The sequence below is a fragment of the Litoribacter populi genome, assembly GCF_007483685.1.
Lineage (GTDB): Bacteria > Bacteroidota > Bacteroidia > Cytophagales > Cyclobacteriaceae > Litoribacter > Litoribacter populi.
This window is the reverse complement of the sequence record NZ_VMKN01000002.1, coordinates 408,335-431,476: the sequence shown is the minus strand read 5'-3', so window position 1 is coordinate 431,476 and position 23,142 is coordinate 408,335. Positions and strand designations below refer to the sequence as shown.

Genomic DNA, 23,142 nt, shown 5'->3' with positions numbered 1-23,142 from the left:
GAATGCAACGCATCTTATTATTTCTATATAGCTTACGCGTATTTCTTATCTTTATTGGTCTAGAAGTTTTAGCCATCTGGCTGATCTTTTCCTACAACTCCCCTCAAGGGGCGGTGTTTTTCAATTCCTCCAACTACTTTGCAGGCTCCGTCCTGCAGGCAAGAGATGGTGTCACGGGGTACTTTACCCTCGGGGCGGCTAATGAGGCATTGGCTGAAAAAAACGCAGAACTTCTCAGTAGGCTGTCTGTAACCATGCAGCCTGCCGATAGTGCTTATCTCGAAATTGACAGCGTTTTGGCTGGTCAACATGAATTTCGCTCAGCCAAAGTGATCAACAATTCTATTCGATTAAATCAAAATAACATCACCCTCAACAAAGGCCGTAAACACGGTGTACGAGAGGGAATGGGGGTGTTTAATGAACAAGGAGTAGTTGGTAGAGTAAAAGGTGTGACAGAGAACTTTTCTTCTGTGATTTCCCTTTTGCATACCGAGTTGCTTCTTTCTTCCAAAGTCAAATCATCCTCTGTTTTTGGTTCGACCAAATGGGATGGAAAGAGCTCCCGTCAAGCCAAATTGCTATACGTACCGCGTCACGTTAACCTTTTGGAAGGTGATACCGTGGTGACCAGTGGTTATAATGCCGTTTTTCCTGAAGGGATCATGATCGGGGTAGTAGATGAAGTTAAGAAGGGGACTGAAACCAATTATTTGGACATTACTATCAATCTTTCCACTGATTTCAGCAGGCTGACATATGTTTATTTAGTTGAAAACCCAATGGAAGAAGAATTAGACTCCCTTTACCAAACGTCAGGCATATATAATGAATAGCAGAACTTTCATATTGGCGATACTTGGTTTTTTTGCATACATGGCTGTACAGGCCTTTGTGCTTAAAAACGTGGTGATCTTTGGGAGTGCTTTCGCCTTTTTGTATGTAATTTATATATTGATTTTCCCATTGGAAATCAAAACCATACCACTGATGTTGGTGAGTTTTCTTTTGGGGTTTTCTATTGACATATTTTATGACAGCTTAGGGATGCATACGGCCAGTCTGGTGCTGGTAGCTTTCCTGAGAAAGTCCTGGTTGAAAGTCCATACCCCCACGGGAGGGTTTGACGACAACACAGATCCGACCGTATTGAATATGGGATTCGGATGGTTTTTAACGTATGCCTTGCCATTGATATTAATTCATCATTTGGCCTTTTTCTATATTGACAATTTGGGAACTGATTTATATATTCCAGTTATTGTGAAGGCGGTATCAAGTGCAGTGTTCACGTTTATACTGGGGGTGATAGTCCAAATGTTGTTTTATAAGAAAAAGAGGGGAATATAATGAACAATCCAAGGCCGGCTATTTTAGTAGCTGTCATTGTTTTGATAGCAGGGGTGCTTCTTACGAAACTGTTTATGATCCAAGTGGCGGATGATAGTTTCCTGAAAAGGGCCGAAAGAAATGCTATCCAACGTGTGGTAGACCACCCGTATAGAGGGCTGGTCTATGACCGCAATGATAAATTGTTGGTATACAACAACCCGGTTTTTGACTTGATGATTATTCCCAAGGAGTTTCAGGTAAGAGATACCGCGCGCTTCTGCCAACTTTTTAAAATTGAGAAGGAAGAGCTTATCGATAAATACCAGGCTGCCCGAAAATATTCTTGGGTGAAGCCTTCTCCCTTGTTAAAAGCCATTTCTAATACTGAGTTTGGAAGAATTCAGGATTTCCTGATTGACTATCCTGGCCTGTTTGTGATGACGAGGTCGGTCCGAGCCTACCCCCAGGCAAGTGCTGCCAATGCCTTGGGCTATATTGGTGAAATCAGTGGTAACCAATTGAAAGGTGATTCCTCCAAATATTACCGCCAAGGGGATTACGTCGGGCTTGCTGGCTTGGAAAGATACTATGAAAATGACTTGCGAGGTCGCAAAGGTGTCAAATACAAAATGGTCAATGTTCGCGGGATAGACAAAGGATCTTTCAAAGGGGGTGAATACGATACACTTTCTTTGGCAGGTAAAAATGTTCAATCCACGATTGATTTGGATTTGCAACTTTATGGTGAAAAGTTAATGGCTGGCAAAAGAGGGTCTGTGGTGGCCATCGAGCCGAAAACTGGAGAAATCCTCTCTATGATTTCCGCCCCCACCTATGACCCAAACCTTTTGGCCGGATCTAGGTTCGGGAAAAACTATGGAAATCTTGTAATGGATGAAACCATGCCTTTGTTTAACCGCCCTATCATGGCAATGTATCCTCCGGGGTCCATATTCAAGGTGGTTCAATCTCTGATTGGACTTCAAGAAGGAATTTTACAAACCAATACTGTTTTCAGTTGTAATCAGGCATTGGTAAAATGTCATCCTCATCCTAATCCTACAAATTTATTTGGGGCAATAAAATACAGCTGTAACCCGTATTATCATCAGGCCTACCGCAAGATGATCAATCGGGAAGTCTCCTCTAACACCTTTAAGGATACCAAAATTGGTCTCGACCAATGGAGGGAGTCGGTGATGAAATTTGGGTTGGGCCAGCCATTGGGGATCGACATGAACAACGAGAAGGGCGGGTCTATACCGTCCAGCAACTTGTACAATAGGATTTACGGCGAAGGTCGATGGAAATATTCCACCATCTATTCCCTTTCCATCGGGCAAGGAGAAATGATGGTAACCCCGCTTCAGATGGCTAATCTTGCCGCAATCTTTGCCAACAAAGGTTGGTATTATCCTCCTCATTTGGTGAAGACGATTGATGGGGAAAGGTCAAATATTCCAGAGAAGTTCAGGACCAAAGTAGAGGTGGGGGTGGATGCCCACCACTTTGACATGATTCAGGAAGCAATGGGAGAGGCACTGATGGGTACAGCCAACAGGGCTATCATAAAAGACATTGCCATAGCGGGGAAAACTGGTACAGCCCAAAACCCCGGAGGTGCTGATCACTCTGTATTCGTAGCTTTTGCACCGAAAGATGATCCCCAAATTGCCATAGCGGTATATGTTGAAAACAGCGGATTTGGTGGTCGTGCCGCCGCCAGTACGGCAAGCTTAATGATTGAAAAATACCTCAGAGGCCATATTACGCGGCCTGCGTTGGAGGATTATGTGTTAGCAGGTAAATTTCTTTATTAATTGAGACAGGACGATTTATATATTAACAAGATTGATTGGATCACCATATTGATCTATATCGCATTGGTCACGATGGGCTGGTTTAATATTTATGCGGCAGTTTATGATGAACAGGCTGCAAAGAGCATTTTCGATTTTTCCATCAATTCCGGTAAGCAATTAGTCTGGATCGGTACAGCGATATTGTTGATTACGATCATTATGGTGGCAGATTACAGGTTGTTTGACAATCTGAGTATGATTCTTTTTGGGTTTTTCCTCTTTATTCTCTTACTCACACCCTTTTTTGGAAAAGAGATTAACGGTCAGCGGGCTTGGTTTGAAATAGGATTTTTCCGATTGCAGCCAGCTGAATTTGCTAAATTTGCCACTGCTTTGGCACTGGCCAAATTTATGGAGTCGCCTACTTTTGACCTATCCAAGACCAAATTTCAAATGCGTGCATTGGGGATTATCGCTTTACCGGTAGCCTTGATCATGCTTCAACCAGACACGGGGACGGCAATGGTTTACAGCGCATTTGGAATAATGCTATTCAGAGAAGGCATGCCACAGCGTTACTATGTGCTTGCGTTGAGCTTTGTGGCCATATCGCTATTGTCATTGGGTATTGAAAACAACCTTTATCTAGCAGCCGGTGTAGCCGTGATTATTATTGGCCTTATATTGATAGGTAAAAAGTCTTGGCAAAGAATAGCTGTACTTTCAGTATTGGGACTATTTGTGGTTGCCTATTCCTATAGCTTGGACTATGTGGTTTCTAAATTACCCGATCACCAGCAAAACAGGATTATGGTGCTCTTCAATCCTGATTTAGACCCGCTAGGTGTGGGCTGGAACGTAACGCAATCCAAAATAGCCATCGGGTCAGGTGGCTTTATGGGGAAAGGTTACCTGGAAGGTACCCAAACCAAGTTTGATTTTGTGCCTGAACAGCATACCGACTTTATTTTCTGTACGCTTGGTGAAGAGTTTGGCTGGATTGGTTCAGCGGTGGTAATTGGACTGTTTATGGCGTTATTGATTAGATTGGTTTTTTTGGCTGAACGGCAAAAGACTCGGTTTTCCAGAATATATGGCTATTGTGTAATGTCCATTTTGCTCTTCCACTTTACTATCAATATTGCGATGACTATTGGGCTTTTTCCTGTTGTCGGGATTCCTTTGCCTTTCTTCAGTTATGGTGGATCATCTCTATGGTCTTTTACTATCTTGTTGTTCATCTTCATCAAGCTGGATTCGCATAGGATTCAGTTGTTGGGGAGGCATTAAGGAAAAGACGGGAGACAGGAGAGGGAAGAGGGAAGACTTAAATAAAAATAGGAGGCTTTTAGACCTCCTCTTTTTATTTGTTTTCAAATTTTCTGAAAACCAATTGTAAAAACTCATTGACTTCCTCGGAGTGTTTATCCCAATTGAGTTCGTGCACATAGCGCTTGTTTATCAGTTCTATCGCTTCCATGAAGCTCTCGCAATTGTCAATGGACTTCAGGGCATGCTTCATCAGGTCATGGTTGCCTTGGAAAAGCTCTCTAGTAAACATGAATTTTTGGTTTAAAGCCAATCCATCTGTTAGCGTATCTATGCTGCCTTTCATGTAGGAGTACGTTTCCGACTCAAATTTTGCCCAAGCCAAAGCAGGGTCAATTGCCTTATCGCGATCTCTAAAGGTAGGTTCCTGAACCTGAGGTTCAGCCTTAGAAGGTTGAGTCTCTTTAGTCTCTGTCTGTTTAGATGTTGATATCTCTTCTTTGGCAACTTTCTCTTTTTGGCTAGTTTCCGGAGTTGGCTCCGGCTTAGGAGTAGGTTCCACCGTCGATGGGGTGTCTGACTTGTCCTCAAAAAGCTGTATCAGCTCGAGTTGGTGTATTTGGTTTAGAGGCTTAAGTAGGATCTCAGGGTTATCTAAATCCCTGTGGATGGACTGATACTTATTGCGTAGAGCCATCTTCAGATCTGGCACAGTAAGACCCATGGAAGCCTTGTCGCCTAGGTGAGTCAAAAGCTCGCCATGCCATTTGATATACTTTTTGGAATCTTTATAATACTGTTCATTATTCTGACCCTTATCGATCAAGATATTGAAAAACATGAATGGATCAATGGCCAAAATTATGGCGTCTTCGATAGCCTCCTTAAGCAAGGGTTCGAAATATTTTCTTTCCACTTTTATAGACCTCGACAATACGTTCATGAAATCTTTCAGGGCATTGTCCACGGCAATATCTCGATAATCGAAGTATGGGCTATTTTTCAATTCTTCCATTTCCTCCTGCCAGGCGTTAAAAAGCGAGCGGATGGTCAGCAAATTGACCTGCTGGCTGGGGGTAAGCTGGATGATCTCCTGTCCGGTCATATACTTCTTGGTGCGGAAATATTCGTCACAAACCGACTCAGAAGCCTTCTGGGCATAGGATTCTAAATAATTGAAATTAATTTTATCAGTCATTGTTATATGGTTTCACAGTAAGCAGACATGGATCATGCCTAAAATCATTATTGAAAACATGAATTTCAAGGAAATCCTTGCTCCCAAAGCAGGGTATAAAGTTATTGAAATTATTCATGAAAATTACATTGACTGGATGCATGCTTGCGGGAAAAAGGGGCGTTGCACCAGTTGTAAAATGGTCGTTGTGGAGGGTATGGATAATTTAAGTGCTCTGAATGACAAAGAACAATTTTTTGCAGAAAAAGGCAGGTTAAAAGTGAATGAAAGATTATCTTGCCAAGCTAAAATTATGGGAGGTGCCCTTAAGATTCGGGTTGCCGAAGAAAATAAGTTTCCTCATATAGAATACAGTGAATAAGTTCGGTCAGGCATGTTTATAGAACCTTCCATAGGGAAAAATACTTTAAAGGAAAAAGAGGGGCATATAGAGGTGATTTGCGGTTCTATGTTTTCGGGAAAAACAGAAGAGCTCATACGTCGTCTCAATAGGGCATTGATAGCAAAGCAGAAGGTTGAAATATTCAAGCCTGCTGTCGATAAGCGTTACCATGAGTTGGATGTGGTGTCGCACAATGAGAATGCAATCCGCTCCACTCCTGTGCAGTTTGCCGATGATATCATGCTTTTAGCCGGCAACTGTGAAGTGGTGGGCATCGATGAAGTTCAGTTTTTCGACAACCAGATCATTAATGTTGCCATTTCTTTAGCCAATTCGGGGAAAAGAGTGATTATGGCAGGTTTGGATATGGATTTTGCAGGGAACCCCTTTGAGCCCATGCCACAACTATTGGCAATCGCGGAATATGTGACAAAGGTACATGCTATCTGCATGAAATGTGGAGGCTTGGCTTCGTATAGTTTTAGGCTTTCTGACAGCAAACAAAAAGTGATGCTAGGGGAGAAAGAAAGTTATGAGGCCAGGTGCCGAAAATGCTTTTATGAGGATAAGAAATAAAAGGAACCCTTGATGCTCCTAAAAACTTCCGGCATAGTTATCAATTATTTGAAATATAGAGAGTCCTCTATTATCGTAAGGATTTTCACCCGGGAGTTGGGTTTGAAAAGTTATATCGTGAATTCGGTCAGAAGTCCAAAAGCCAAGACTAAAATGGGTTTTTTCCAACCGCTTACAATTCTTGATCTCGTGGTTTACGATAAGGAAAAGGCCAATCTCAACAGGATTTCTGAAGTAAAGCTAAAATTGCCCTACCACTGCATTCCTTTTGATTTTCAACGCTCAGGCGTGGCGATGTTTGTGGGGGAGGTGTTGGGGAAAGTGATCTATGAGGATTACCAGAATGAAGCCCTGTTCGACTTTTTGACTCATGCCCTGAGCCATTTGGACCAGCAAAGCACCAAGCTTCATCTTTATCCGCAGTCTTTTTTATTGGAAACGGCCAAGTTTCTAGGGTTTGGGTCGGATGATCCTCATGAGCTTTTTTCGCAATTATATGGGCTCAGTCAGCAGGATGATTTTATCAAAGAGGAAAAAGGTTATTTGGGGGAAATTATGGACCACCCGTTTTCCAATGACCTAAAAGTGCCTGCCGTATTTAGAAAGAAAATGCTGGATGACCTTTTGGCTTTCTATAAGATCCATGTGGAGGGATTTTCTGAACTAAAGTCCATCAAAGTGCTCCGAAGCCTTAATTAACCTTTATCTGCTTACGTGCGGAGGTAAACACCCCTTCAAGGTCGCTTCCGTCAGCTTTTATAAGGCCAACTTCCAGGTCATATTCGCCTGCGGGCAACTGATCCACTCTTATTGGTTCCATCTCATCGGTAGTGAATTCATAACCGTTAAGCTTGATTTTGACCTTATAGCCATCACTTTGCAGTTCACCGTCCAATACCATGAAATCGACAATAACTTCTTCCCCTTCTCCATACTCCTGTCCGTTGAGTGGTAAGTTTAGTATCATAAAAGGTTCATCATTTTCAGGGAAAGGTTGACTGTCCATTACCCGGAAGTCTCTATCCACGTAATTGCCGAATTCTTTCAAAGCCAAGCCTTCTTCATCGACTAGATAGGCGACGGCTCGATAGGTGCCTTGATTAAGCTCCTTTTGAAATATGGGCATATTATACCCAATTGGGTCATTGCCATTAAGGATCATTTTTAACTGAAAACCCATCCCTTTTTCTCCAAAGGGATAATTTTTGACATTAAATTCAAATGGGACCTTGGTAGAACTGAAGTTCTGATTGCCGAGAGGGCTATACATTTCCAGAATGGCATCTGGATAGTCTGAATGTTCTGTGTAAGTGTAAAATTGCACCGAATGCTCTTCGGTATCACCCTCGGCGGGGGAAGTGACGATGTTTTCGGATTTTCTTTCCCTTTTGTTTTCACAACCTATAAAAGTGAAAACCAATACAAAAGCTAACATTCCAATAGCACTTCTAAACATAGCAAAGCGGGTTCTGTTTGGTTAAAGATATTTAATTTTAGGCGAAAATGAATTAACTTGCGATACAAAATAACAATTTACATGAGCGAAATTCTGTATAATGAAATTCCATCTTTGGATTTAGCGGATTTTACTTCCGGAGATGCTGAGAAGAAAGCGGCGTTTGTACAGGCCTTAGGCCAGGCTTACAACAACATAGGTTTTGCTGCCATCAAAAACCATGGCCTATCGCAAGAACTTCAAGATAAGCTATACGCTACTATCAAAAAGTTTTTTGCACTGGAAGATGGTTTGAAATCCCAATATGAAAGACCTGAAATCGGTTATCAAAGAGGGTATACAGGTAAAGGAAAAGAGCATGCTAAAGGTAGAAACACAGGTGATTTAAAAGAATTTTACCATGTGGGGCAAGACTTGAACGATATTCCTGAATCTGACTCGATCAAGTCGGAGTACCCTGAGAATGTGTTCCCGTCTGAAGTGGCACAATTTGAAGAGGTGACCTTGGAGGTTTATAAAACTATCGAAGCAGCTGGCAAAAACATGCTTAGAGCTATAGCTCTTTATTTGGAATTGCCTGAGGATTATTTTGAAGATAAAGTGAGATACGGTAATTCAATACTTCGTCCAATCCACTATTTCCCGATAGAGAACCCTGATGAAGTGCCTGCTGATGCAGTGAGAGCCGCAGAACACGGAGATATCAACTTGATTACCCTTTTGATGGGGGCCAGTGCAGATGGTCTACAAGTGTTGAGAAGGGATGGTCAGTGGATTCCTATCACAGCGTTGCCTGACCAATTGGTGGTGAATGTAGGGGATATGTTGGAGAGATTGACCAACAGAAAACTTAAGTCAACCATTCATAGAGTGGTAAACCCGCCACGGGAAAAAATGAATAGCAGTCGATTTTCCGTGCCGTTCTTTATGCATCCTCGATCCGAGATGGACCTTACCTGTCTGGAGAGCTGTGTAGATGAGCAAAATCCTAAAGCATTTGAAGATGTGACCGCTGGGGAGTTCCTGGATGAGCGTCTCAGAGAATTGGGATTGAAGAAGTAATTTTAGTGGCTGTCAAGAGAGTTCGGTATTATGTCTACCTGCGAGATGTGTTGATTCTCTCAGTGACAGCCTTTGGAGGCCCTCAGGCATTTCTCGCCATGGTATTGGATATCATGGTGAGAAAGCGGGGCTATCTTTCCGAAAGTGACCTGATGGAGCTCAATGCTCTATGTCAGATATTGCCAGGTCCCACTTCTACTCAGACGATTTCTGCAATAGGTTACCGCTTAGGAGGACCAAATCTTGCTTACCTCTCACTTTTCGTTTGGATATTGCCAGCCACCATTTTGATGATCATGGCTGCTGTATTGATTGATTTTTTGCAGGAAAGCACGGCAGGTGCCTTGGATTTTGCGAAGTTTATCCAGCCGATGGCCATTGGGTTTATCATTTTTGCCGCCCAGAAGACCATTCGAATCATGATCCAGACTAAAGAGGCCATGGTTTTAATGATGTTGTCGGCCTTTGTGGCATTCTTTTACAATTCTCCCTTTGTGTTTCCTTTGATGCTTGCCGTAGGAGGGTTGAGTACTTCCTTGAAGTATAACAAGCATCCCAAAGTTGAAGATAAGGCAAATCTGAATGTCAAATGGGCAAATTTCATCCTTTGGGCAGGTGTGCTGATTGGGGCGGCTGTATTGGGGCATTTCACAAGATCGCTACCTATTCGATTGTTTGAGAACTTCTACCGAAATGGAAGTTTGATTTTTGGCGGTGGACAGGTTCTAGTTCCTTATCTCTACACAGAGTTTGTAGAGTTCAAGAATTATCTCAGTTCTGAGGAGTTTTTGACTGGGTATGCGATTTCCCAAGGATTGCCAGGTCCCACGTTTAGTATTAGTTCTTATATAGGAGCTTTGTCAATGCGGGAATTTGGGCTTAGTGGAAAGATTGTTGGGGGATTTATCGCGGCTGCTGGGATCTTCCTTCCTGGAACATTTTTAATTTTCTTTGTGATCAGGTTCTGGGATGATCTAAAAAAATACAGGCCCGTTAGGGCAGCTCTTGAGGGTATCAACGCCGTAAGTTGCGGAATGCTTTTGGCTGCGGCCTACTTGCTTTTCGAACCTTTGGACGCTAATACCTTCAATATTTTAGCTATTGTAGCCACTTATGCCTTACTGCAGTTTACCAAACTTTCCTCTCCATTGATCATTGCCTTGGGGATTGTGGCTGGGGTTAGCTACAATTGGGTCATCTCAATGATTTGAGTTTCTGCATCAACCCTAATAAGCTCACTGCCCAAACATCATTTCCGGCAGGGAATTCTTCATAGCCTGCATATACTATAAATCTATGGCTTGCCTTAATGTCATCACATGAAATCAGAAAGCCTTTCGATACTTTTGGACTTAGCGTTCTTTTAATCTCAATAGCCCACTTTTCTTCTTTCACCAATAGTACTAAATCTATTTCAGCCCCTGCTGAAGTACGGTAGTAATAGTATTCACTGCCTTTTGGAAGAATAGAAAGGATGTTTTCGATTATAAAGCCTTCCCAGCTAGATCCAGCCACAGGATGACTCAATAAATCTTCCATGGTTCCTATGTTCAATAAGGTATGGGTAATGCCTGAGTCCCTAATATAAACCTTTGGACTTTTTACAAGCCTTTTCCCCACATTGTTATGCCAAGGGCGAACTTGTCTGATCAATAATAGATCTTCCAGCATCTCTACATAGTTTTTGATGGTGGGCGAACTTAAATCCATGCTCGCTCCTATTTTACTGAAATTCACCTGTTGGCCCTGTTGATGTGCCAGTATAGTCCAAAGCTTCCTTAGACGACTTGCCGGAATTAGACTTACTATCTGTGGAATGTCTCTTTCCAAATAAGTGGTAATAAAATTCCTTCTCCATCTTAAGCTATTGGAGTCACTCTTGGCCAAAAAACTATCAGGAAACCCTCCTCTTAACCATAATTGATTCAGTGGGGTGTCGGCAGCGTCTATAATTTCTAAAAGGTTGAAGCCATATAGTTCTTCATAAGCTATTCGGCCTGCCAATGATTCTGAAGACTGTTTTATCAGTTCCAGAGAAGCAGAGCCTAAAATTAAAAACTGACCGCTTCTGAATCCTTTCTTTCTTCTCCTGTCTATAACTCCTCGGAGTATACTGAATAATTCAGGCATGCGCTGGATTTCATCTAGAATTACAAGCCTTCCTTCATGAAATTCAAAATAGGCTTCAGGATCTTCGAGTTTTGTTCTGTCGGAAGGACTTTCCAGGTCAAGGTATATAGCATCTCCATCCAGGTTCTCAGCAGCATCCTGAGCCAAGGTTGTTTTGCCCACCTGTCTGGGTCCCAGGATTGCCACTGCAGGGAAATCTTGTAACAGGTCGGCTATTTCTAATGCTATATATCTATTAATCATCTTGCAAATTTATATAAGGATTTTAAATTTACAAGGTTGAATTTGAATATTTACCTTGTAAATTTAAATTTGTGTTTTAAATTTACAAGGTTGTGTTAGAGGTTTTAACCTTGCAAATTTAAAATATGATTTTAAATTTGCAAGGTTAAAATGATCCATAAGGTCTAGAAATGAGGTTTTGGTAAATTTTACGTAAAATAAATATTAGAGAGTGGGAGTCAGATAGCTATTCTCCAACGTAAACTTCTTTAACCTTGTAAGTTTTCTTATCCTGTGATTCAAAATATGTTCTGATAATAATCTCAGCAATAATCCCCGTAGTGATTAGCTGGATTCCGGCCAGGAGAAAGATAAAGCCCAGCAAGAGAATAGGTCTTCCCCAAATGTCTGCGCCAAAAATTTTGTCAATAAGCAGATAGAGATTGATCAAGATACCAATCAAAAAGCTAATTAAGCCCAAGGTTCCAAAAATATGGATAGGCCTCTGAAGATACTTTTGGAAGAAAAGCATCAGGATAAGATCAGCCATTACTTTAAAGGTCCGGCTAAGGCCATATTTTGAATCACCATGAATACGAGGGTGGTGCTTTACATCTACCTCGGTCATGGTTGCGCCTTCCTGCTTGGCTAGAACGGGGATAAAGCGGTGAAGTTCACCATATAATTCCATGTTTTGAGCAATTTGCGCTTTATACACCCTCAAGCTGCAGCCGTAATCCTTGAGATATACCTTGGTGGTGTTGCGAATCACCCAGTTGGCAATCTTGCTGGGAAGTTTTCGGAGTACGAAGCCATCCTTACGGTCCGCTCTTCTTCCTGCCACCACGTCCCAATTTTCATTGATTGCCTTTTTGAGCATCAGTGGGATATCTGATGGGTCGTTTTGCAAATCCCCATCCATAGTGGCGATATACTGCCCGGTAGCATGATCTATCCCTGCAGCTAAAGCAGTGGTTTGGCCATAGTTTTTGTTGAAAATTATCAGCTTGGTTTTGCTGTTGGCTATCTTTTTTACTTCCTGTATGGTTTTGTCAGATGAACCGTCATCTACCAGGATAAGCTCATAGTCCAGCGTGCCCATGGCGAGATAGACTGCCTCGAGAAGGGGTTTGATGTTTTCCTCTTCATTAAAAACGGTGACAACTACTGAAAGCTGGGGGATATGCATAGGGTAAAATTTTGCCAAACTTACGCTTTTTCTGCCTTGGCAGCAAGCCGGATTTTATTGGCGGGCTAGTAATGGACCGCTGCTACGAACTTCGATAAGGTAATTAGGTGTCAAAGCTTCCTCTCGGGTAGATGGGTTTAAAAACCTGCCTTTCAGCCTAGATACATGAAATGCCCCTTTTTCTGCCAAGGTTTCAATCTGAAGATTTGATTGGGACTGTAGAAAATTAAATCCATCTGGATTGACATACAGATATAAAGGCCCCGCTGCGACTCTTTCCAAAATTTCTTCAAAATTAAGTCTTTCGTGAAGGTGTTTTCGCTGGAAGTCAAACGAATAACTGTGCATTTCGAAGAAATACGTCTGCTCTTTTTCGAGCCCTATGCGGTCTGCTTCTTTGGCAAGGGCGGTGCCACCTTGGTACGTTAACAGTTGGGGGTAGAAGTTGATTTGCATCATCATATTGAACACTACTCCCACGGCTAGGGAGAGGGTAATCATGGCTGCCCATCTTTTTTCTGTTTTTTTCCAGAAAATAAAATAGAGAATGCCAAATAGTGTCGGGATTATTGTCGTCCATCCGGGAAATGCATAAACATTGATGATCAACACCAACATGATTATCAGGGCCAAAACAATGTATTGAGTGTTTCTTAAGGAGGTTGGGACATCAAATCTTATCAAGGCTGCCGCAGTAAGGATCGCCATAAAAGGGAAAAGCGTATTTAGGTAGTGAGGGAGCTTGAAACCAGCGAAGGAGTATATGCCGAGGAGGAAAATCAATGTTCCCATAGTCATCCAATCGAGGTTGGTATGTTTTAAAAACTTTGTCCTTAGACCTTTGAAAATTCCAAAGTAGAAAAGAATCGACCATGGCAAGAAAGCCCAAAGGATGGTATGTAGGAAGAATAAGTAGTCCTTACTACGGTCTCCTCCCCAGGTTTCCCCGTCGAATCTTTCAAAGTTTTGGTCCCAAAGGATAAACTTTATACCGGAAATATTTTCCCGTCCCCGGATTAAAAGGTCTGGATTGAGGTCAAACTGTAGGTAATAAGCGTAAAGGACGGGGCTTGAAAAAAGGAAAAACAATGGGATAGAGAAGTAAACTTTGTATTCAAGGAAGAATCTCCAATCTTGTTTTTCAAGGAGATAGAAAAGGAAAGCAAACACAGGAACAGCTGGTCCTATCATCCCTTTGGTCATGAATCCAAGGCTCAGCCCAAGCGCAGTCCCTATTAGATAGGACCATGATCGTTTTTGGTAATAACCCCAAGCCTGCCAGGCTGTAAAGATCATTGCTGCGGTAAGCATAGCGTCCATCCGAACATCACTATTGGCTAAAATAAATGCAAAACTGGTGGCTAATATTGCCGTAGCTAGCCAACCCGTTTTTCTATCGTAAAGGCCACTTCCAAGTCTGAATGTGGAATATAGGCCGAGAAGAGTGAAAAGGAAGGAGGGGAGTTTGTATGCAAATGCATTAATTCCAAAAAGGTTGAAGGATGCTGCACTGGTCCAAAAAAGAAGGTGAGGCTTGTCTAGATACGGCTTGCCTTTGTCAATCAGACTAACGTAGTCCCCGGTCAATACCATATGAAGAGCAATATTGGCATGGTGGGCAGAGTCAGAGTCCATCAATGGGACAAAGAGTGCAAAAATATAGGTAGCTAAAAGGCCGGCAAATAACAGCAACAGAAAAAGCTGGGTAGTATTGCGGTTGGTCTGCTTGGCAAGGTTGGTGTTCATCCCCGTAAATTTTTCTGCAAATTTAGGGATTATTTCAGAACCGAAAGGGTGATAAAAGAAAAAGCCCTCTAAGATAAGAGGGCTTGGAAGGGATTTATTGTTTTGCGAGCAAGGATTTTTCCTTGTGTTTTTTCAGCTGCCTTCTTAACTGTTCGATAGCCTCGTCGGCTGCAGCTTCAAAAGAACCGTTTTGGGTTTTGGAAAACAATTGTTTTCCGGGTACATTCATTTTGATCTCTACGACTTTGTTTTCACTTCTGTCATTTTTATCCAACTTCATGAAAACTTCTCCGTCGATGATACGATCATAGTAGGTGTCCAGTTTGTCCGCTTTCTTCTGAATAAAGTTGATGAGCTTCTGGTCAGCGTCAAAGTGGATTGAATGCATCTGTAATTTCATAATCGTTACGGTTTAAAGTTAAACTTATATTAAGCTTTAGGGTGTGCTTGATCAAACACAGCCTTAAGTTTTTCCATAGAATTGTGGGTGTATACCTGAGTAGCGGCCAAGTTGGAATGTCCAAGTAAATCTTTCACGGCGTTAAGGTCTGCTCCTTTATTAAGAAGGTGGGTCGCAAAAGTGTGTCTCAGGATATGAGGGCTTCGCTTGGAAGTTTGGGCAAAAAGATCAAGATAATGCTTCACTATACGGTAAATTTTCATCGGATACGCCTGCTCTCTAGTAATTGTAACGATAAAATAATCACGATGGTCTAGATTATGAAATGTTTTTTCAAATGTTTTTTGGTATGAAATAATATTTTGTTTAAGTGTTTTCGTTATAGGAATAATACGTTCTTTTTGTCTTTTTCCCAATACTCTAATGAGGTCGGAATTTAGGTCTACATCCTTCCATTGTAGGGCCAAAAGTTCCGAAAGACGCACTCCAGTGAGATACAGAAACTCCATTACCATCTTGTCTCGCTGCCCGTCAAAATCCTCCTTATATTGGATCTCGGAGAGGACTTCTTCTACGTTTTGTTCGGAAATAAATTCCGGTAACCTTTTGGGGGTTTTAAGCGCTTGGATTTTATAAGTTGGGTCTTTCTGGATAACTCCTTCCCTGAGCAAAAATTTATAAAAGGAGCGGAGGGTTGCGATTTTTCTATTGATGCTTCTCGGTGTAAGTTCGCTTTCTACTAAATCGATTACCCACGCCCGGACTTCAGGATGTTGGGCAGCCTCTAGTTGGGTTTGGAAAGCGGTTTGACAAAACTCCTCGAATTGCTCCAGGTCTTTTTGGTAGGCAATTAGGGTGTGGGAGCTGGCCCGTTTGGTGTGTTGTAGGTAGGCTATAAACGACAAAAGCATATTAGTGAATATTTACACTAATATGCTTTATTTATCTTGAGAAAGAAAATGATTAACCCATTTCCTCCGTTTGCATTCTTTGCTTGTATGCAGCTTTGATGACTTCAGTTCTTCTTTTGATAGAAGGTTTCTCAAAATACTGTCTTGCTCTCAGTTCCCTGATTGCTCCAGTTCTGTCAAACTTCTTCTTGAATCTTTTCAAAGCTTTTTCGATAGATTCGTTTTCTTTAACGTTTACTACGATCATAATTTTACACCTCCTTTCGAAGTGCAAATGTAGCCAATTATTCTGTCAATCCAAAAAGAAGCGCTGATTGTGAAATATTATTTCAAAATTTGGCGTCCGATCACCAGTTTTTGGATCTCAGAGGTTCCTTCACCTATGGTGCAAAGTTTGGCATCTCTGTAGTATTTCTCCACTGGATAATCCTTGGTAAATCCATATCCTCCAAAAATCTGTACAGCCTCATTTGCCACCGAAACAGAAACTTCGGAAGCGTAAAGCTTAGCCATAGCACTTTCCTTGGTTACATTTTGACCTTTGTTTTTAAGGTCGGCAGCTTGGAAGATGAGCAACTTAGATGCTTCTACCTGAGTGGCCATATCCGCTAGTTTAAAGCTAATGCCTTGGAAGCTGCTAATAGGCTTGTTGAATTGCTGTCTTTCCTTACTGTATTGGATAGCAGCTTCAAGAGCTCCCTCAGCAATACCCAATGAAAGGGCAGCGATGGAAATTCTACCACCGTCCAAAATTTTCATGGATTGAATAAAGCCGTCTCCAACCTCCCCTAAAATCTGGCTTTTGTGCACTCGGCAGTCCTCGAAGATCATTTCGGCTGTCTCAGAAGAGCGCATCCCTAGCTTGTCTTCTTTTCTACCGCCTTTAAAGCCTGGAGTGTCTCTTTCGACAATGAATGCTGTCATGCCATGTGAATCGCCTACCTCGCCGGTTCTGACGATCACTACGGCCACGTCACCAGATACACCATGGGTGATGAAATTCTTGGCGCCATTCAATATGTAATAATCCCCATCTTCCACGGCAGTGGTTCTCATGTTGCCTGCGTCCGAACCCGTGTTTGGCTCAGTCAGTCCCCAGGCACCCAGAAATTCACAGCTGGCAAGTTTTGGGATATATTTCTTCTTCTGCTCCTCAGTACCGAACATCATAATGTGTCCTGTGCAAAGAGAGTTGTGGGCAGCCATTGATAGGCCAATTCCCGGGTCAAGTTTGGTCAATTCGACAATTGCGGTCACGTATTCGAAATAACCGAATCCGGATCCGCCGTATTCATTAGGGACCAATACGCCCATCAGGCCGAGTTCACCTAGTTTTTTGAATAGCTCCAACGGAAACTTTTGCTCGTCATCCCACTCTTTTCTAAAGGGAGTGATTTCTTTCGCACCAAAATCGCGGATCATTTCCGCTATCATTTTTTGATTCTCATTGAGTTCAAAACTCATCATACTTTTGCTAGTTTATTTGGGTTCACAGTTCAAAATTCCAAATTAGAGAATCTTTTTTTGAATTCTTGCATGGAATTTGACTTAATTTTGAAAATGGTTTTTTTATGGAAACCTTACTTTTATATTTGTTGGCGTAAATTTTGTTTATTGGATCTCGAATTTGTTGATTTTATTCGGATTACATTTCGAAGGATGCAAATCACCCTTAAATGAATTTTTAAGTGAATCTTCCAGGATTTTTTACTCCATGAAGATTTGGACTGCGGTGACCGGCCGCTTCATTTTAAATTAATCAATACTGGTAAAAATTGTTTTACACTAAATCATTTTACAAAAATCAATTATGAAAATTACAGTAGTAGGTACCGGATATGTAGGTTTGGTAACGGGTACATGTTTTGCCGATGTAGGCGTTGAGGTGGTCTGTGTAGATGTGGACCAAAAGAAAATAGATAATTTGAAACAAGGTATTATGCCTATCTACGAGCCCGGCTTGGAGGAAATGGTAGTGCGTAATTACAAAAGCGGGAGGTTGCAGTTTTCTACTGACCTTAGCGAAGCCATAAAGGGTAGTGAAGTTGCTTTCATCGCGGTAGGGACACCTCCAGGTGAAGATGGGTCTGCGGATCTTCAATATGTATTATCGGTAGCTGAAGGGATAGGCAAACACATGGATGATTTCATGGTAGTAGCCACAAAGAGTACCGTGCCGGTAGGTACTGGCAAAAAAGTGCACAACGCGATTAAAAAGGCCTTGGAAGAAAGAAACAGCGATCTAGAGTTTGCTGTGGCATCCAACCCTGAGTTCCTGAAAGAAGGAGCAGCAGTGGAGGATTTCCTTAAGCCGGATAGAATCGTGATCGGTGTGGAGGATGAAAAAGCTGAAGCCATCATGAAGCGTCTCTATAAGCCATTCCAGTTGAGCGGTGACAGAATTATCTATATGGATATTCCATCTGCAGAGATGACCAAATATACGGCTAACGCAATGTTGGCCACCAAGATTTCCTTTATGAATGACATTGCCAACCTTTGCGAACTAGTGGGGGCTGATGCCAACATGGTTCGAAGAGGTATCGGTTCTGATCCTCGTATTGGTAACAAATTCATCTATCCTGGTGTAGGTTACGGTGGCTCTTGCTTCCCTAAAGATGTGAAGGCTATCATCCGAACGGCAAGGGAGTACAACTACGAATTGAAAGTATTGCAGTCCGTAGAAGATGTCAACGAGAACCAGAAATACGTTCTTTCTAATAAAGTGAAAAAGCACTTTGGTGAGGACCTTTCAGGTAAAACTTTTGCCATGTGGGGGCTTAGCTTTAAGCCAAACACCGACGATATGAGAGAGGCTCCGGCCTGTGTGATTATCGACGAACTTCTTGCCGCAGGTGCCCAAGTGAAAGCTTACGATCCTATTGCTATGAAAGAGGCCAAAGAGCATTACATTGGAGACAAGATCACCTATTGCAATGATGCGTATGAGGCTTTGGTAGATGCGGATGCTTTGTTGCTTGTGACGGAATGGTCTGAATTTAGAATGCCGAGCTGGAATGTGTTAACCAAGCTTTTGAATGATAAGGTGATATTTGATGGAAGAAACATCTATGATCCTAAATACTTGAAAGAGCTAGGCTTTACTCATTATGGGATCGGTATCTAATTAAAAGATTGAATCATATATTGAAAGCATAATCAGGTGATTTTTATCCTTGATTATGCTTTTTTTATTTAAAATAAAATTGGATTTTTAGCTATGAAGAAAAAAATATTAATAACAGGTGGGGCTGGATATATCGGTTCCCATACCGCTGTGGCACTTTTTGAGGCAGGTTTTGAGCCGGTGATTGTCGATGACTTTTCCAACTCTGACAAAAGCGCGGTTAAAGGCATTGAGAAAATCGTAGGGCAAAAGGTGAAACTTTATGAAGGGGATTGCAATGATGTCCAACTTATGGAAGAAATTTTTTCAACGGAAGGAATTGCTGGGGTAATCCATTTTGCAGCCTATAAAGCTGTCGGTGAAAGCACTGAGCACCCACTGAAATATTATAAAAATAACGTAGGGTCCCTGTTGGTCTTGCTTGATACTATGCGTAAACATGAGGTCAGCGATATCGTTTTTTCTTCGTCTTGTACAGTCTATGGACAGCCAGATGAAAATCCGGTCAAGGAGTCCACGCCTCGCAAAGAAGCAGAAAGCCCATATGGTAACACCAAGAAGGTGTGCGAAGATATTCTGAATGATTATGTAAAAAGCAAAGCCCCAGTGCGAGTAATTGCGCTTAGGTACTTCAATCCAGTGGGAGCGCATCCGAGTTCTGCTATTGGGGAACTTCCATTAGGAGTTCCAAACAATTTAATTCCTTTTGTCACCCAAACTGGTGCAGGAATTAGGGAGCAGCTTACCGTATATGGTGATGATTATAATACACCTGATGGTACTTGCATAAGGGATTATATCCATGTGGTGGATTTGGCAGAAGCTCATGTGAAATCTATCCAGCATCTTGCTGACAAACCTTCTACATATTATGATTTATTCAACCTAGGTACAGGAGAAGGAAATACTGTATTGGAAGTGGTGAAAACCTTCGAAAAAGTAAGCGGCGAAACTTTGAAGTATAAAATCGGCCCAAGAAGGCCTGGAGATATAGAAAAGGTTTGGGCCAATACAGACAAGGCTGATCAGGTTCTTGGCTGGAAATCCAGGTTGAATTTGGAAGACGCCTTAAGGGATTCCTGGAATTGGCAGTTAAGTTTGAAAGAAAAAGAAAAGATGAGCTAAAACTCATCTTTTTTTTTTATTATTCATGAAATATGGTGTAGAGAACGGTTTCACCTACAGCTTTTAATGTTCTCTGATCTATCAGGTCCATGCTGTCCTGATGGGTATGATGATATTTTCCGAAACCATAGTCAGGGGAGTATTCCACAATGTCAATCATAGGGATATTTGCCACTTGGTTGACAAACACATGGTCATCTATAATTTCATGTGAATCTCTCATTGGGAAAAAGTCTCCATGCCCTAATCTATGAGCATTTCTCCAAACTTTCTGCACAGTGTTGCGGGCATACTGCATAGAGTAACCTTCTCGATAGAATCTTGCCCCTTTCGCACCTACCATGTCCAATAAGATTCCATAATAGGCAGAGTAGCCCGGCTCATGAGGGTTTTTGGACCAATGCTGAGAACCCAAGGCCCACCAGATTTGTGAATGGTTTCTATCACTCGGTTTGGTCTGTTCTGGCTCCCCGTAATCTTCCCCGTCGAAAAGGATGAAATCCACACCAACTTCAGGCTCCAGTCCGGAAGTCGCCAATACCCTGGCAATTTCCAGAATTACCCCAACGCCACTACCGCCATCATTGGCTCCGTCTATAGGCTGGTCGATGGCGTCAGTATCCTTATCGGCCATATGCCTAGTGTCCCAGTGGGCGGCCAAGAGTATCCTTTTGCTTGCCTCAGGTTTGTACGCAGCGAAGATGTTCGTCAGTTTCAGGTTGGTTCCATCATAAGCTTTCGTTTCAAAATCCTGCTCAGTCACAGTCATTCCGTAGGTTTCGAACTTTTCCACCAACCATCTTTTGGTGGCCTGATGCTCTTCAGTATTGGGTACTCTTGGACCAAAATCGACTTGCTTTTGAATAAAGCTGTAAGCAGAATCAGCGTTAAATTCCGGTACTTCCCTTAATTCTTCTTCCGCTACCTGTTCCTCAGTCTGTTCCTGGCCGCAGGAAATGAGCATGGCCAGAAGAATTACGATTATCCAGTTATTCTTCATATGCCCAGTCGATTTTATCTTTCATGTCTTTTACAATTATGCCATTAGTCTTTAAGGTTGCGCGGATTTGATCTACCAAGTCATAGTCCCGGTTTTTCTTTGCGTCAGCATATACATTTAATAGTGCGTCAAGCAAATTGTACTGAATGTCAGTTTTCTCCTCTACCAAACCCAAAATATCTTCCACAAAAACCTTATACTCGCTGAGCATTTTCTCAAAAACCTCCTTTCCCAAGTTTGCTGATTTTAGCTGGCCGGTAAAGCAGCTGTTGATTTTTTTGGTCAGGTTGAATAGGTAACCTATGGCCTGTGCGGTATTGAGGTCATCATTCATTGCGCGGTAAGCATTCTGAATGTTTTGTTCTACTTGCTTTACCTGGTTTTCGTCGATTTCCACCCCTTCTTCGTACTCATACTTCAGGTTTCTTGCGATTCTCAAGGCATTGATAATTTTCTTGTAGCCTTTTTGGGCAGCCTTTAAGGCCTCGTTGGAAAAGTCCAAGGTGGAACGATAATGAGCCGTCAGGATGAAATACCGGATGGTCATAGGGCTATAAGCTTGTTCTAACAATTCATGGTCACCATTGAAAAGCTGCTGCAAAGTAATGAAGTTGCCTAGAGACTTACCCATCTTTTGGCCATTGATGGTAATCATGTTGTTGTGCATCCAGTATTTTGCTGGATCGGTATGATTGCAGGCATTGCCCTGTGCGATTTCGCATTCATGATGCGGAAACAGTAGGTCCATACCCCCACCATGGATATCAAAGTGCTTGCCCAGATACTTGGAGCTCATGGCTGTGCACTCAAGGTGCCAGCCTGGAAAGCCTTGTCCCCAAGGTGAGTCCCACTTCATCAAATGCTCAGGGGATGCTTTTTTCCAAAGGGCAAAATCAATTGGATTTCGTTTTTCCTGTTGCCCGTCCAGCTCCCGGCTACCGGAAACTAAATCTTCAAGCACCCTTCCAGAAAGTTTCCCGTATTTTTCTCGCTCATGATATTTGAGTACATCAAAATAGACACTGCCGTTTACCTCATAGGCTAGTCCTTCTGCCAAAATGTCTTTTACCAGCTGGATTTGCTCGGGGATGTGACCTGTAGCACGTGGCTCAATGTTCGGTTTTTTAGTGTTGAGCAAGTCCATATCCCTGTGATAGGTGTCTGTGTAATGCTGGGCCACTTCCATAGGTTCGAGCTGCTCCAATTTAGCTTTTTTGGCTATTTTGTCCTCCCCGTCATCGGCGTCGGCTTCAAGGTGTCCCACATCTGTAATGTTGCGGACATACCTTACCCTGTTCCCCAGATGGGTGAGATAGCGGTATAAAGTGTCAAAAGTCAGCGCTGGCCGAGCATGGCCCAAGTGGGCATCTCCATACACGGTAGGGCCGCATACGTACATGCCCACAAAGGGAGGATTTATCGGTTCGAAAAGTTCCTTTTTCCGGCTAAGCGTGTTGTATATTTTTAAGTCTTTTGAATGCATCCTACAAATTTATCAAAACGAGAGAGAAAATTAAGAAAACTGTGAAATGAACACATGCCATGTGCTTGGGTTAGATTACCTGAATGTCCAAATAAAAACATCGAATTTAGAGCAAAAAGGTTTAAAATGAACCTAGAGAATAATTTTCTGTAAGGATTATTTCTTTTTTATAGGAAAAAAAATTATTACATTTGTACCCTACTTAGCCGAATTTAGAGAGGGGACAAGCAGTCCCCTCTTTCATTATGCTGAAATTTGAACATGAGTTTAAAGCAGACAATAGAAGAAATTGTAGAGAAGCATCTGCCCGATGCCAGCCATTTTGTGGTTGATGTGGACCTGAAGGAAGCTTCGGGAAAGCAGAAGGTGACTATCCTGATCGATGCCGATGAGGGTCTTAAGATCGATACTTGTGCCAAGGTGAGCCGTGCCGTAGGGGAGGAGCTTGAGGCCAAGGATATACTGGAAGAGGCATATGTTTTGGAGGTTTCTTCTCCTGGGTTAGATTTTCCATTGACCAGCAGAAGGCAGTATCAGAAAAACATAGGCCGTAATATAAAGGTGACGCTGGAGGATGGTGGGGAGCTGGAAGGCGAACTGTTATCGGTGGAGTCTTTGCATGTGGTCATGAAAACAAAGAAAAAAGAAAAAGGGAAAAAAGCTGTTGAGGAAGATGTTCAGGTGGCTTTTGACCAGATAAAGAAATCAATTGTATTAGTCTCTTTTAAATAA

23 protein-coding genes are annotated in these 23,142 nt (G+C 42.2%); 12 read left to right on the top strand and 11 right to left on the bottom strand.

What is annotated here, in order from left to right; all coding sequences use genetic code 11:
* The first annotated feature begins 2 nt into the window (after positions 1–2).
* Genes mreC through rodA form a run of 4 tightly spaced genes read left to right on the top strand, consistent with a single transcriptional unit; the run spans position 3 to position 4,424 of the window.
* Positions 3–836, top strand: a complete 834-nt coding sequence (mreC, locus tag FPL27_RS17670) for a rod shape-determining protein MreC (RefSeq protein WP_143962552.1) — start codon at positions 3–5, stop codon at positions 834–836.
* Positions 829–1,350 carry a rod shape-determining protein MreD gene (locus FPL27_RS17665; protein ID WP_143962551.1) on the top strand — a complete coding sequence of 174 codons (522 nt, stop codon included), beginning with the start codon at positions 829–831 and terminating at the stop codon, positions 1,348–1,350. The genes mreC and FPL27_RS17665 overlap by 8 nt, the downstream gene beginning before the upstream one ends.
* Entirely contained in the window at positions 1,350–3,152 is a 1,803-nt protein-coding gene (mrdA, locus tag FPL27_RS17660; protein WP_143962550.1) for a penicillin-binding protein 2, read from the top strand. The genes FPL27_RS17665 and mrdA overlap by 1 nt, the downstream gene beginning before the upstream one ends.
* The gene (gene rodA, locus FPL27_RS17655) at positions 3,153–4,424 is read left to right on the top strand and encodes a rod shape-determining protein RodA (protein WP_143962549.1); all 1,272 of its coding nucleotides are present in this window, start codon (positions 3,153–3,155) and stop codon (positions 4,422–4,424) included.
* Between the two features lie 73 nt (positions 4,425–4,497).
* Here rodA and FPL27_RS17650 read toward each other — a convergent pair whose 3' ends face one another.
* Positions 4,498–5,601 carry a hypothetical protein gene (locus FPL27_RS17650; protein ID WP_143962548.1) on the bottom strand — a complete coding sequence of 368 codons (1,104 nt, stop codon included), beginning with the start codon at positions 5,599–5,601 and terminating at the stop codon, positions 4,498–4,500.
* A gap of 34 nt (positions 5,602–5,635) precedes the next feature.
* Between FPL27_RS17650 and FPL27_RS17645 the strand changes: the two genes are divergently transcribed.
* The 3 genes from FPL27_RS17645 to recO are packed head-to-tail and all read left to right on the top strand — an operon-like array spanning position 5,636 to position 7,258.
* Positions 5,636–5,962 carry a 2Fe-2S iron-sulfur cluster-binding protein gene (locus tag FPL27_RS17645; RefSeq protein ID WP_143962547.1) on the top strand — a complete coding sequence of 109 codons (327 nt, stop codon included), beginning with the start codon at positions 5,636–5,638 and terminating at the stop codon, positions 5,960–5,962.
* A 12-nt stretch (positions 5,963–5,974) separates the two neighbouring features.
* A complete protein-coding gene (locus FPL27_RS17640) occupies positions 5,975–6,559 on the top strand; it encodes a thymidine kinase (protein ID WP_143962546.1) in 585 nt (194 codons plus the stop codon).
* A gap of 12 nt (positions 6,560–6,571) precedes the next feature.
* Positions 6,572–7,258: a DNA repair protein RecO gene (recO, locus tag FPL27_RS17635; protein WP_143962545.1), complete on the top strand. Its 687-nt coding sequence runs from the start codon at positions 6,572–6,574 to the stop codon at positions 7,256–7,258.
* On the opposite strand, the gene FPL27_RS17630 is transcribed toward recO, so the two are convergent.
* Entirely contained in the window at positions 7,251–8,015 is a 765-nt protein-coding gene (locus FPL27_RS17630) for a hypothetical protein (protein WP_185974412.1), read from the bottom strand. The two genes, recO and FPL27_RS17630, sit on opposite strands and share 8 nt — an antisense overlap.
* 81 nt (positions 8,016–8,096) lie before the next feature.
* Here FPL27_RS17630 and FPL27_RS17625 point away from each other — a divergent pair, with 81 nt between their 5' ends.
* Positions 8,097–9,077, top strand: a complete 981-nt coding sequence (locus tag FPL27_RS17625) for an isopenicillin N synthase family dioxygenase (RefSeq protein WP_143962544.1) — start codon at positions 8,097–8,099, stop codon at positions 9,075–9,077.
* 5 nt (positions 9,078–9,082) lie between these two features.
* Positions 9,083–10,288 (top strand): chromate efflux transporter, encoded by a 1,206-nt coding sequence (gene chrA, locus FPL27_RS17620; RefSeq protein WP_143962543.1) that lies wholly within the window; start codon positions 9,083–9,085, stop codon positions 10,286–10,288.
* On the opposite strand, the gene FPL27_RS17615 is transcribed toward chrA, so the two are convergent.
* The 7 genes from FPL27_RS17615 to FPL27_RS17585 all read right to left on the bottom strand — a co-directional run bounded on the left by FPL27_RS17615 (position 10,272) and on the right by FPL27_RS17585 (position 17,139).
* On the bottom strand, positions 10,272–11,450 hold the full coding sequence (locus FPL27_RS17615) for an ATP-binding protein (protein WP_143962542.1): 1,179 nt from the start codon (positions 11,448–11,450) through the stop codon (positions 10,272–10,274). The two genes, chrA and FPL27_RS17615, sit on opposite strands and share 17 nt — an antisense overlap.
* Before the next feature lie 226 nt (positions 11,451–11,676).
* Complete coding sequence (locus FPL27_RS17610) at positions 11,677–12,618, bottom strand: glycosyltransferase family 2 protein (protein ID WP_143962767.1); 942 nt, start codon at positions 12,616–12,618, stop codon at positions 11,677–11,679.
* A 54-nt stretch (positions 12,619–12,672) separates the two neighbouring features.
* Entirely contained in the window at positions 12,673–14,364 is a 1,692-nt protein-coding gene (locus FPL27_RS17605; protein ID WP_143962541.1) for an ArnT family glycosyltransferase, read from the bottom strand.
* A 94-nt stretch (positions 14,365–14,458) separates the two neighbouring features.
* Complete coding sequence (gene hpf / locus FPL27_RS17600) at positions 14,459–14,764, bottom strand: ribosome hibernation-promoting factor, HPF/YfiA family (protein WP_143962540.1); 306 nt, start codon at positions 14,762–14,764, stop codon at positions 14,459–14,461.
* Between the two features lie 29 nt (positions 14,765–14,793).
* The gene (locus FPL27_RS17595) at positions 14,794–15,675 is read right to left on the bottom strand and encodes a tyrosine-type recombinase/integrase (protein WP_143962539.1); all 882 of its coding nucleotides are present in this window, start codon (positions 15,673–15,675) and stop codon (positions 14,794–14,796) included.
* Between the two features lie 52 nt (positions 15,676–15,727).
* Complete coding sequence (rpsU, locus tag FPL27_RS17590) at positions 15,728–15,922, bottom strand: 30S ribosomal protein S21 (RefSeq protein WP_143962538.1); 195 nt, start codon at positions 15,920–15,922, stop codon at positions 15,728–15,730.
* Between the two features lie 77 nt (positions 15,923–15,999).
* Entirely contained in the window at positions 16,000–17,139 is a 1,140-nt protein-coding gene (locus tag FPL27_RS17585) for an acyl-CoA dehydrogenase family protein (RefSeq protein ID WP_143962766.1), read from the bottom strand.
* Positions 17,140–17,485: 346 nt separating this feature from the next.
* Between FPL27_RS17585 and FPL27_RS17580 the strand changes: the two genes are divergently transcribed.
* Entirely contained in the window at positions 17,486–18,802 is a 1,317-nt protein-coding gene (locus FPL27_RS17580; RefSeq protein WP_143962537.1) for a UDP-glucose dehydrogenase family protein, read from the top strand.
* A gap of 93 nt (positions 18,803–18,895) precedes the next feature.
* The gene (gene galE / locus FPL27_RS17575) at positions 18,896–19,927 is read left to right on the top strand and encodes a UDP-glucose 4-epimerase GalE (RefSeq protein ID WP_143962536.1); all 1,032 of its coding nucleotides are present in this window, start codon (positions 18,896–18,898) and stop codon (positions 19,925–19,927) included.
* A 19-nt stretch (positions 19,928–19,946) separates the two neighbouring features.
* On the opposite strand, the gene FPL27_RS17570 is transcribed toward galE, so the two are convergent.
* A complete protein-coding gene (locus tag FPL27_RS17570) occupies positions 19,947–20,927 on the bottom strand; it encodes a M28 family peptidase (RefSeq protein WP_143962535.1) in 981 nt (326 codons plus the stop codon).
* A complete protein-coding gene (gene cysS / locus FPL27_RS17565) occupies positions 20,917–22,410 on the bottom strand; it encodes a cysteine--tRNA ligase (RefSeq protein WP_143962534.1) in 1,494 nt (497 codons plus the stop codon). The genes FPL27_RS17570 and cysS overlap by 11 nt, the downstream gene beginning before the upstream one ends.
* Positions 22,411–22,671: 261 nt before the next feature.
* On the opposite strand from cysS, the gene FPL27_RS17560 reads away from it, so the two are divergent.
* The gene (locus FPL27_RS17560; protein WP_143962533.1) at positions 22,672–23,142 is read left to right on the top strand and encodes a ribosome maturation factor RimP; all 471 of its coding nucleotides are present in this window, start codon (positions 22,672–22,674) and stop codon (positions 23,140–23,142) included.

Coding starts and splice junctions, on each gene's coding strand:
- FPL27_RS17640 (WP_143962546.1), top strand. CDS start 5,975: ATGTTTATAGAACCTTCCATAGGGAAAAATACTTTAAAGGAAAAAGAG.
- FPL27_RS17630 (WP_185974412.1), bottom strand. CDS start 8,015: ATGTTTAGAAGTGCTATTGGAATGTTAGCTTTTGTATTGGTTTTCACT.
- mrdA (WP_143962550.1), top strand. CDS start 1,350: ATGAACAATCCAAGGCCGGCTATTTTAGTAGCTGTCATTGTTTTGATA.
- galE (WP_143962536.1), top strand. CDS start 18,896: ATGAAGAAAAAAATATTAATAACAGGTGGGGCTGGATATATCGGTTCC.
- recO (WP_143962545.1), top strand. CDS start 6,572: ATGCTCCTAAAAACTTCCGGCATAGTTATCAATTATTTGAAATATAGA.
- FPL27_RS17665 (WP_143962551.1), top strand. CDS start 829: ATGAATAGCAGAACTTTCATATTGGCGATACTTGGTTTTTTTGCATAC.
- FPL27_RS17610 (WP_143962767.1), bottom strand. CDS start 12,618: ATGCATATCCCCCAGCTTTCAGTAGTTGTCACCGTTTTTAATGAAGAG.
- hpf (WP_143962540.1), bottom strand. CDS start 14,764: ATGAAATTACAGATGCATTCAATCCACTTTGACGCTGACCAGAAGCTC.
- FPL27_RS17585 (WP_143962766.1), bottom strand. CDS start 17,139: ATGAGTTTTGAACTCAATGAGAATCAAAAAATGATAGCGGAAATGATC.
- rpsU (WP_143962538.1), bottom strand. CDS start 15,922: ATGATCGTAGTAAACGTTAAAGAAAACGAATCTATCGAAAAAGCTTTG.
- FPL27_RS17625 (WP_143962544.1), top strand. CDS start 8,097: ATGAGCGAAATTCTGTATAATGAAATTCCATCTTTGGATTTAGCGGAT.
- mreC (WP_143962552.1), top strand. CDS start 3: ATGCAACGCATCTTATTATTTCTATATAGCTTACGCGTATTTCTTATC.
- FPL27_RS17605 (WP_143962541.1), bottom strand. CDS start 14,364: ATGAACACCAACCTTGCCAAGCAGACCAACCGCAATACTACCCAGCTT.
- FPL27_RS17580 (WP_143962537.1), top strand. CDS start 17,486: ATGAAAATTACAGTAGTAGGTACCGGATATGTAGGTTTGGTAACGGGT.
- FPL27_RS17645 (WP_143962547.1), top strand. CDS start 5,636: ATGCCTAAAATCATTATTGAAAACATGAATTTCAAGGAAATCCTTGCT.
- FPL27_RS17615 (WP_143962542.1), bottom strand. CDS start 11,450: ATGATTAATAGATATATAGCATTAGAAATAGCCGACCTGTTACAAGAT.
- FPL27_RS17560 (WP_143962533.1), top strand. CDS start 22,672: ATGAGTTTAAAGCAGACAATAGAAGAAATTGTAGAGAAGCATCTGCCC.
- FPL27_RS17595 (WP_143962539.1), bottom strand. CDS start 15,675: ATGCTTTTGTCGTTTATAGCCTACCTACAACACACCAAACGGGCCAGC.
- FPL27_RS17650 (WP_143962548.1), bottom strand. CDS start 5,601: ATGACTGATAAAATTAATTTCAATTATTTAGAATCCTATGCCCAGAAG.
- cysS (WP_143962534.1), bottom strand. CDS start 22,410: ATGCATTCAAAAGACTTAAAAATATACAACACGCTTAGCCGGAAAAAG.
- FPL27_RS17570 (WP_143962535.1), bottom strand. CDS start 20,927: ATGAAGAATAACTGGATAATCGTAATTCTTCTGGCCATGCTCATTTCC.